Annotated in this window: 5 protein-coding genes; all 5 read left to right on the top strand. The window is 54.8% G+C overall.

The genetic code is table 11. The features are described from left to right. Positions 1–2 precede the first annotated feature (2 nt). The 5 genes from ENH71_RS03415 (at position 3) to ENH71_RS03395 (ending at position 7,778) form a co-directional block, all read left to right on the top strand. A complete protein-coding gene (locus ENH71_RS03415; RefSeq protein WP_294133228.1) occupies positions 3–2,111 on the top strand; it encodes a serine hydrolase domain-containing protein in 2,109 nt (702 codons plus the stop codon). Positions 2,112–2,114: 3 nt separating this feature from the next. Beyond that, complete coding sequence (locus ENH71_RS03410; RefSeq protein ID WP_294133227.1) at positions 2,115–3,035, top strand: alpha/beta fold hydrolase; 921 nt, start codon at positions 2,115–2,117, stop codon at positions 3,033–3,035. A 171-nt stretch (positions 3,036–3,206) separates the two neighbouring features. Then, on the top strand, positions 3,207–3,707 hold the full coding sequence (locus ENH71_RS03405; protein WP_294133225.1) for a YcjF family protein: 501 nt from the start codon (positions 3,207–3,209) through the stop codon (positions 3,705–3,707). A gap of 390 nt (positions 3,708–4,097) precedes the next feature. After that, complete coding sequence (locus ENH71_RS03400) at positions 4,098–5,327, top strand: outer membrane beta-barrel protein (protein WP_294133222.1); 1,230 nt, start codon at positions 4,098–4,100, stop codon at positions 5,325–5,327. 222 nt (positions 5,328–5,549) lie between these two features. Next, entirely contained in the window at positions 5,550–7,778 is a 2,229-nt protein-coding gene (locus tag ENH71_RS03395; protein WP_294133219.1) for a LysM peptidoglycan-binding domain-containing protein, read from the top strand. Positions 7,779–8,021: the final 243 nt, after the last annotated feature.

Raw genomic sequence — 8,021 nt, 5'->3', positions numbered from 1 at the left:
TTATGAAAACTTTTTCGATCATTGCCAATCGCAGGCAGCGACTGCGTCAAGTCGACGGCAAGCCGTTTATGTTATCGCTGGTTTTACTGTGGGCAGCGCTGGCGGGCAGTGGCGCTCATGCTGACAGCGTCGATGGCAGGGAAATACCGGAATTTGCCAATGGCAGTATTGTGCTGCCGGAACTGGCTTTCGGGGGCGACCTGTACAGCGTGGAGTTGACCCTGGTTTCCGCCTCCGGGCCCGAAGTTATGCAGGTGTCTGACTCCAACCTGATCGGCCCGGCCGGAACGCCGGACAGTTATCATGATCACGCGGCGCGATTGGCGGGCAACACCCTGAGCATTCCTGTCTTTGCAATGAACGGCCGCTACTACGCCGCGGAGATGGATGCGTCATTTTCTATCACAGGGTCGGCGCCGCAGTTTCAGCTGAAAAACCTCTGGCCGGTGACGCCCGGCAAGTTGTCTGTTCCGGTGGCCGGGCTTGATTACGTGTCCGGCACCAGGGCAGGTGTGACCGATTCCCAGGGCAGGTTCTATGGCGTTGAGGGCAGTCCCGTTGCTTTCAGTATCGGAGCGCTTGGACTGGGTAATCAGGTTTCGGTGACCGCTTCAACAACCAGCACCTATGCCTCATTGTTTGCGCAGGGCGAAAACGACCCGGCGTACTCACGTTCGTTACAGGTGCTGGGTCTGCTGGACGCTGACCACAACAGCGTCAACGGTATTCAGCTCACAGCCTCAATGAAGCAGGTACTTGCTGATCCACTGGCGGCCACAAATCTTGCGTCGGGCAGTTTTAGCAGTCAGTACTCGGCGCTCGCGACGGCGGCCAAAGGTGCCAATGCCGATGCGGTGAGCTACACTGCGGACGCAGCGGAAATCAATTTCCAGAAACTGGAAATCCAGAGCTACATGCTGTCGCGTCTGCAACAGAAGTCCATCCCCGGTGTTGCGCTTTCAATTGAACTGCCTAACGGTGAAATCTGGCACACCGCAGCAGGTGTGGCTGATACCCAGACAGGTGAGGCGCTGACGCCAAAGCACAAGTTCAGAATCGGCAGTGCCACCAAGTCCTTTACCGGTATGTTGATCATGCAACTGGTAGACGAGGGCAAATTGAGTCTCGACCAGAAGCTGTCCGAGTTTTTCCCCGGCAAATTTCCCAGCGGTGATGTGACCACAATCAAAATGCTGCTGAACCATACGGCGGGTATTTTCAGTTTCACCAATGAGTTCCCGGACTTCGAGCGCGCATTCGGCGTCACCATGGATGTTGAACCGAGCATGACTGATCTGTGGTTCGTGCGTTATATCGGTATGCCGGGTTTTGTCTATGCACCGGGTGAACTGGTCGATATCGGAGCCTCCATCAATTCAGCCTTTGCCAGAAACAATGCCACGGCTGACCGACCCTATCTGGTGAACGAGCCCGGCCAGAAATGGAATTACTCCAATACACACTATGTGCTGCTGCAGGAAATCGCCGAAATGGTGACTCAAAATAGCTGGCAGCATGAAATTCGTACCCGGTTTGTCGAGCCATTGGGTCTGACAGATACCGTGGTACCGTCGCCGGGTGAACTCAAGCTGGAGGGCACGTACGCGCGAGGTTATGTTAACTGGGCCGACAATCAGGGGCCGTTCGTAGCAGATCTGTTCGGCTTCCCTCACACGGACGTGGAGAGAACCAACACCGATCCCGCCTATACGATGGGTTCGGGTGCGATGATTTCGACCGCGGCCGATCTGGTGAAATGGGCCAATGCCGTGATGGAAGGACAATTGATGAGTCCTGCCACCCAGGCGTTGATGCGCGAGCCGTTCGAGGTGCAAGGCGCATTCGGTGAAAGCATCAATATGTTGCAGGGGGTGGTGCAGGATCTGGGTCTGCAGGTGTTCGGCCACAGAGGACAGATCGTTGGCTATGATGCGTCCTGGCAGTATCACTATCGCAACCCCAATGATGTCATTGGCACCGGCAGGGCGATGGCTGTGCTGTTGAACAGAACTCTGCTGACGGAATCCAACCCCGATGGCAGTATTCACATTTCCGATGTTAATCAGGTGATGCTGGAAGGCATCCTCGACATTCTTTACGGCACCGAGTAAAGCATGCAAAGTCGATTTTTCCGGGCCAGGGATGGCCTGCGGTTACACTACCTCAGCCATCCCTGCACACAAGCGGAAAGTGCCAGCTATTGCATTCTGCTGCATGGTTTTACCAACGATGCACATGTATGGGATGGGCTGGTCGGGGCGTTGCAGGCGAAGCATCATGTGTTGGCGCTGGATCAGCGCGGGCATGGGGATTCGGACTGGGACCCGGCGCGGAAGTATTCACACTGGCAGCTCGCCGAAGATTTGCAGGACTTTCTGGTAAGTCTGGGCGATGCCACAGTGCATATCGTGGGTCATTCCCTGGGTGCCAGAGTAGCGATTCTGGCACTGGAATCAATGCATCATTCGGTGACCTCGCTCACGATTGTTGATGCCGGCCCGGAGGTCAGTCCGGAGGCAGGAGAACGACTGGTCAATGATGTCATGCAGTTGCCTGAACATCACGCCGATGTTCAGGCATACCTTGATTGTCTGGCGCGTATTTACGTGATGGCGGACACCGAGGCGCTGGCCCGTCTCGCCAGTTTTGGCTTGCGTGTTAAGCGGGGCAGGCTCATGACCAAGACCGATCCGGCTTTCACGCCCGGCATCTGGCATAAAAGTCCGGAGTTCCGGCGCCTGGACAAGGAAAAAGGGGAGTTGAGCGTGCGGCTATGGAGAGCACTTGGTGCGCTTACGCTGCCGGTTCACATAGTTCGTGGTCAGGCATCGTCGATTCTCGAGCATTCGTTGGCATTGAAGATGGTGCAGGTGCTGGGTGATCGCGGCTTACTCTCTGTTGTGCCCAGGGCAGGGCATGCTGTGATGCTGGATAATCCGGTTAAAAGTGCTGCCCTGATCGCACAATTCATTCAAAATGCAGCAAGTGAAACCGGCGTTACACGAATAGAGAAAGAACTTGAATCCCGGGTTTAAATTTAGGATACTTGGGTAGCACAGAGTGCAATAAGGAATATATGCTGGATTAGCATTCTGGCCTGCGCCAAATTCGATAAAAGCGTCCCAAAGTTACAGAAGCGGCCGAAAGAGAAAGTGCGGTCGCCCAATTGACAGTTAACCAGCAAATTATTTCATAAGGAGTGTAACGTGGCTACCAAGACCGAAACCGACATCGATACCGAGACAGAAGCGCAAATGGCTGAGAAAGCGGAACGCCTGGACCAGGCGTCAGCAATTATTTCCAACAAATGCAAGTGGAGCGCTGCGGCGGGTTTCATACCGGTGCCTTACGTCGATCTTGCCGGGCTCGCTGCCGTCCAGGTAAAAATGGTCAGCGATCTGACACGTCTTTACGGTAAAACTGTTAAGCAGGAAGCCATCAAGACCACAGTTGCAACTCTGCTGGGTACACTGACAACGGCAGGCCTTGCGGCGCCGTTTGCTTTTACAACGGTCAAGATTATCCCTGGTCTGGGTTCTTTTGCCGGTGGTGTAAGCATGGGTGCCCTGGGTGCAGCGGCGACGTATGCGGTGGGAAAAGTTTTTGTTAATCACTTTGAAGGTGGCGGCACGCTGTCGAACTTTGACGTCGACAAGGTAAAAGACGACCTGAAGAACGAGTTTACTGCCAAAACTGCCAAGGCCTGATTTGGCTTGTGTCTGGCGGCTTGCGCCAGGCGGCCAGCATTTCTGAAGGCTGTCGTGTGATGACAACTGCCCTGTACCTTGTACAGGGCAGTTTGCTGTTCAATTACTGTGCTTGCATGGAGTCTGGACAATGATGTTTGACCCGCTTTTACTCATAATCTATGTCTGTGTGAGTGCCGTTGTCGGTTTTTTGGGGCGAAATCGTGCCATCGGGTTTCCGGCGTATTTACTTTCTCATTGCTTGTTTCCCCTGTCATAGTGGGATTGGTGCTGCTGGTATCCTCACCTGCACCGGTGAAAAAAAGTACCTGAACAGGCGCTTTTGACTGTGTCCTGCCGGATCCCTTGTCTTTTCCTCTACCGAGAATGTCCCGAGAGGCCGTATATTTCATGAAATCACCCTTCAAAGCCGTATTTGTGCCATTGCTGATTGGTCTGGCGCAAAGTGTGAGCGCACAAAGTGCTCATTTTCAGGATATTCCGGTTCCGGCCGGTTTTCCGCAACCAGAAGGCAGGGCGCTGGGTTCACTTCATCTTAACGCCGACGTGACCGCCGGCCTGATGACAACGAATAATGTCTATCGGGATGCGAGCCACCTGAGTTCCGAAGCGACCCAGCTGGGGTTGTCGACCTCAGTGACGTCGAGCGCAGAGCGCCACCTGATTATCGGTACGCTGGAACATTTCACGCAGGATTTTCGCGATGATGCCTATCAGGATATGGATCTGGACGTGACCAATGCGACCGTTTTTGGTCGTTTCGTGACCTCCGAGATGACCAACCTGCGTCTGCTGGTCATCAATGAAGAGGACATACTGGGAAAAAGCCAATCGGAGCAGCTCAACAATTTTACCAGCGGTGTGCAGCAAAACCAGCGCGTCGAAGCAATTTTCGAAATCGACAATTCCCGTTACTTCGCCAATATCATGGGTCGCAATGACGAGGTCGAGTCCCGGACAACAACGGGGTTTGAGAGTGACGCTCTTGACCGGTCGGAGCGCGATTATATCCTGCTGGCAGGCCGTCACTTCGGCTGGGGAAGGGCTTTCCTGTTTGGTGGCACTCAGTCTGTCAGATACGAATCTAGGACTTCACCGACACTGGCGAATCGCAATTCCGACGAGAATCGTTATGGTGTCGGGGCTGAGTATCAGATTGGCAGTTTTTCGGGTGATGTGGATATCTTCCGGTTCACGCAACGCTTCAAAAGCGCAACAATACCCGATATCGAGAAGGCCTGGGTGGGCAGCGGCAGGTTGAACTATACTGCGAGTGACAACCTTACACTGGTTTTTTCTGCTGACAGAAGCTTCCATGAAACCAATATTCCTAATTCGGGTGGTATTTTTGATGAGACCATCTTTTTGGGTGGTGCATGGTCATTGTCCCCGAATATGTCCCTGAGAATGGGGCCCAGCTACAACAAAACCGAAATACAGAACACGCCAGTGGTGATCGACAGGTTCGAGCTGGATGTTGAGCTTGCATGGCAGGTCAGCGCCCACTTCGAGATGCTGGTCTCGTCCAACGTTTTTGCACAGAATGCCGAGAATCCTGCTTTCTCGGGTTTCGACGCGCAGCAGGCCCATACCGTCATCAGTGTCAGATATTCGCTTTGATTGCTGACAATATCCTGTGCGCGAATATCCGGCGCGGGACTGCGAGTTCATAATCTCCCGGGCGCTGGCTGGAGTTGACAGGGTGCGTTGGCGCGGGCAAGATCAGGCAATAATGTATTTGTCTACCCGCTATCTTGTATCTATAGTCGGCGACTGGATTGATTGACAGTTGCCCGATTTAGCATTTTGTCGACCGTTCTGAGAGTTTTGTGGATTATGCTGATGATAAAAACAAGCCTGCATCGATATGCTTTAGGGTGTTTTTTAGGCCTGCTGGGCTTGCTGTCGCTGTCGGCAGGCCCGGTCCAGGCTCAGTCTGAGGCGTTGCCCAGACCAGCAGAACTGGAGCCGGCCATCGGTTTCTGGACGCGTGTATATACTGAAGTCGATACTGACAGCGGGTTTTTGCACGATGCCCGCAATCTGGCCGTGGTCTACCGCAAGGTCGACTATAATCGCCGGGAGATCGAACAGTTTCGCAACCGCATCGTCGAAGATCTGCAGGTGCTGGCGACGGGCAAACGCACCGATCTGACCCTGACCCAGCAACAAACCCTGGATGCCTGGCCGGCCGGTGTCAGTAACACAGAGTTAGCCGCAGCGGCGAACAATGTGCGCTTTCAGCTGGGGCAATCCGACCGGTTTGTGGAAGGCCTGATTCGTTCTGGTGCCTACCGCGAGCACATCAACCGGATAGCCACCGAGCGCGGTTTGCCGGTTGAGCTCGGCGCCTTGCCGCATGTTGAATCCTCTTTTCATCCCGGCGCTTATTCGCATGCCAATGCTGCCGGCATGTGGCAGTTCATCCGTGCGACCGGGCAACGCTTCATGCGTATCGACAATGTTGTGGATGAGCGCATGGATCCCTATGTTGCCACGCATGCGGCAATGAGTCTGCTGGAATACAATTACAATCTGCTGGGCCAGTGGCCGCTGGCATTGACGGCCTATAACCATGGCGCCGGCGGCCTGGCGCGTGCCGTGCGTGAAGTCGGCAGCAACCGGATTGAGGATATTATCGCCAACTATGACGGTCGTGCGTTTGGCTTCGCGTCGCGCAACTTCTATCCACAGTTCCTCGCGGTGCTGGATGTCGAGCGCCGGGCGCAGGCGCTGTTCGGGTTGCTGCATCTGGACGCGGCGCCGGAATATGATGAGTTCGAGCTGGAGGCCTATATCGAAGCGGATACGCTGGCAAGGTCCATGGGTGTGACGCTGGAACAACTGCGGTTTGATAATCCGGCATTGCGGCCGGTAGTGTGGCAGGGTGGCAAACGTATCCCGCGAGGCTACACCGTCAAAGTGCAACGGAACTCGATTGATGCGCCGCTGGCGACCCTGATTGAGCGTATCCCGGCGGAACAGATGTTTGCCTATCAGACCCCGGATGTGAATTACGTTGTACAGCGTGGCGACAGCCTGTCTGCCATTGCCGGTCGCTTTGATACGTCCATTGGCCAGTTGGTGGCATTAAATCAACTCGACAATCAGCATCGTATCCAGATCGGGCAAACGCTGCTGCTGCCACATGATACCAATATGGCGACACAGACCCTCGCGTCAGGTCCGTCAGAGGCATCCACGCCAGAGCTGCAGCCTGCAGTGGCCACAGCAGATGGCAGCTACAGTGTTCGTGCCGGCGACACGTTGTCGCTGATTGCGGCGCAGATGGGTGTCAGTGAGTCGGATATTCTGCGCTTGAACGGGATCACGGACCCGCATCGTATTTATGCCGGTCAGGCGCTGCGGATACCCACCGGTGATGAGCCGCAACTGACAACAGCAGCTTACAATTCGGCGGTGGATCAACGAACCATAGATGAGCCGGTGGTATTGCCGCAGACCGCTGATGCATCGGGTTCTGGCCTGATGGGGCCGCCGCAATATGATGCGCAAATCCATGGCGATCGGTTGGTGGTGCAGGTCATGTCGGACGAAGCGGCAGATGACCTGGCTGTAGAGCCGGATCTGAGCGTCAGCGCAGGTAATGAGCTGGCAATACGAGCGCTGTCAGCAGATCCGTCAGACTATTCGGTGGGCAGTAACGCGACTGTTGAAATTCAGGCCTCGGAAACCCTTGGTCACTTTGCTGACTGGCTGGATATACCGACACAATCACTGCGCAACCTCAACCGGTTGAGCTTCGGTCAACCTTTGATCATTGGCGAGCGGCTACGTCTGGACTTCAGTCAGATCGATCAGGATGAGTTTGAACTGCGTCGTCGGCAGTTCCATGTAGCGCAGCAGGAGAATTTTTTCCGCAATTACCGTATTCAGGATCTGGCGCGTCATGAGCTGGCGGTGAATGAGAATATTGCGAGCATAGCGAGGCAGCGTTATTCGGTGCCGTTGTGGTTGTTGCGGCAGTACAATCCGGGGCTGGATTTCAGTCGTGTGCGCGTCGGGCAGGAAATCGTTTTCCCGGTCGTTTCACGCGACGATGATGTCTGATTTTCCGCTAACCGCTAACCGCTAACCGCTAACTATCTAAAAAACTTTTCTGGACGCCCTCCGGGTGGTGGGTGGCGGCTTTCGTAGACGCCCGTGAACCCATCCCTGGGGGGCTCGGATGCGACCGTCCAAGGGTCGCATACGCTACTCAAGCCGCCACCCACCACCCGAAGTGCTCGTGCAGGATTCTGGCAATTAAGATCTTGCGAATGCGAAGTCTGATGATGCCCATTGATAGTAGAA

Origin of the sequence: Pseudohongiella sp. (genome assembly GCF_011050365.1) — a bacterium.
Taxonomy (GTDB): Bacteria; Pseudomonadota; Gammaproteobacteria; order Pseudomonadales; family Pseudohongiellaceae; genus Pseudohongiella.
The sequence above is the reverse complement of the archived record's forward strand: the minus strand, read 5'-3'. Positions and strand labels throughout refer to the sequence as shown.

Bases quoted from the DNA above. Each gene is read 5' to 3' on its own strand.
- ENH71_RS03395 (WP_294133219.1), top strand. From the start codon at position 5,550: ATGATAAAAACAAGCCTGCATCGATATGCTTTAGGGTGTTTTTTAGGC.
- ENH71_RS03410 (WP_294133227.1), top strand. From the start codon at position 2,115: ATGCAAAGTCGATTTTTCCGGGCCAGGGATGGCCTGCGGTTACACTAC.
- ENH71_RS03400 (WP_294133222.1), top strand. From the start codon at position 4,098: ATGAAATCACCCTTCAAAGCCGTATTTGTGCCATTGCTGATTGGTCTG.
- ENH71_RS03415 (WP_294133228.1), top strand. From the start codon at position 3: ATGAAAACTTTTTCGATCATTGCCAATCGCAGGCAGCGACTGCGTCAA.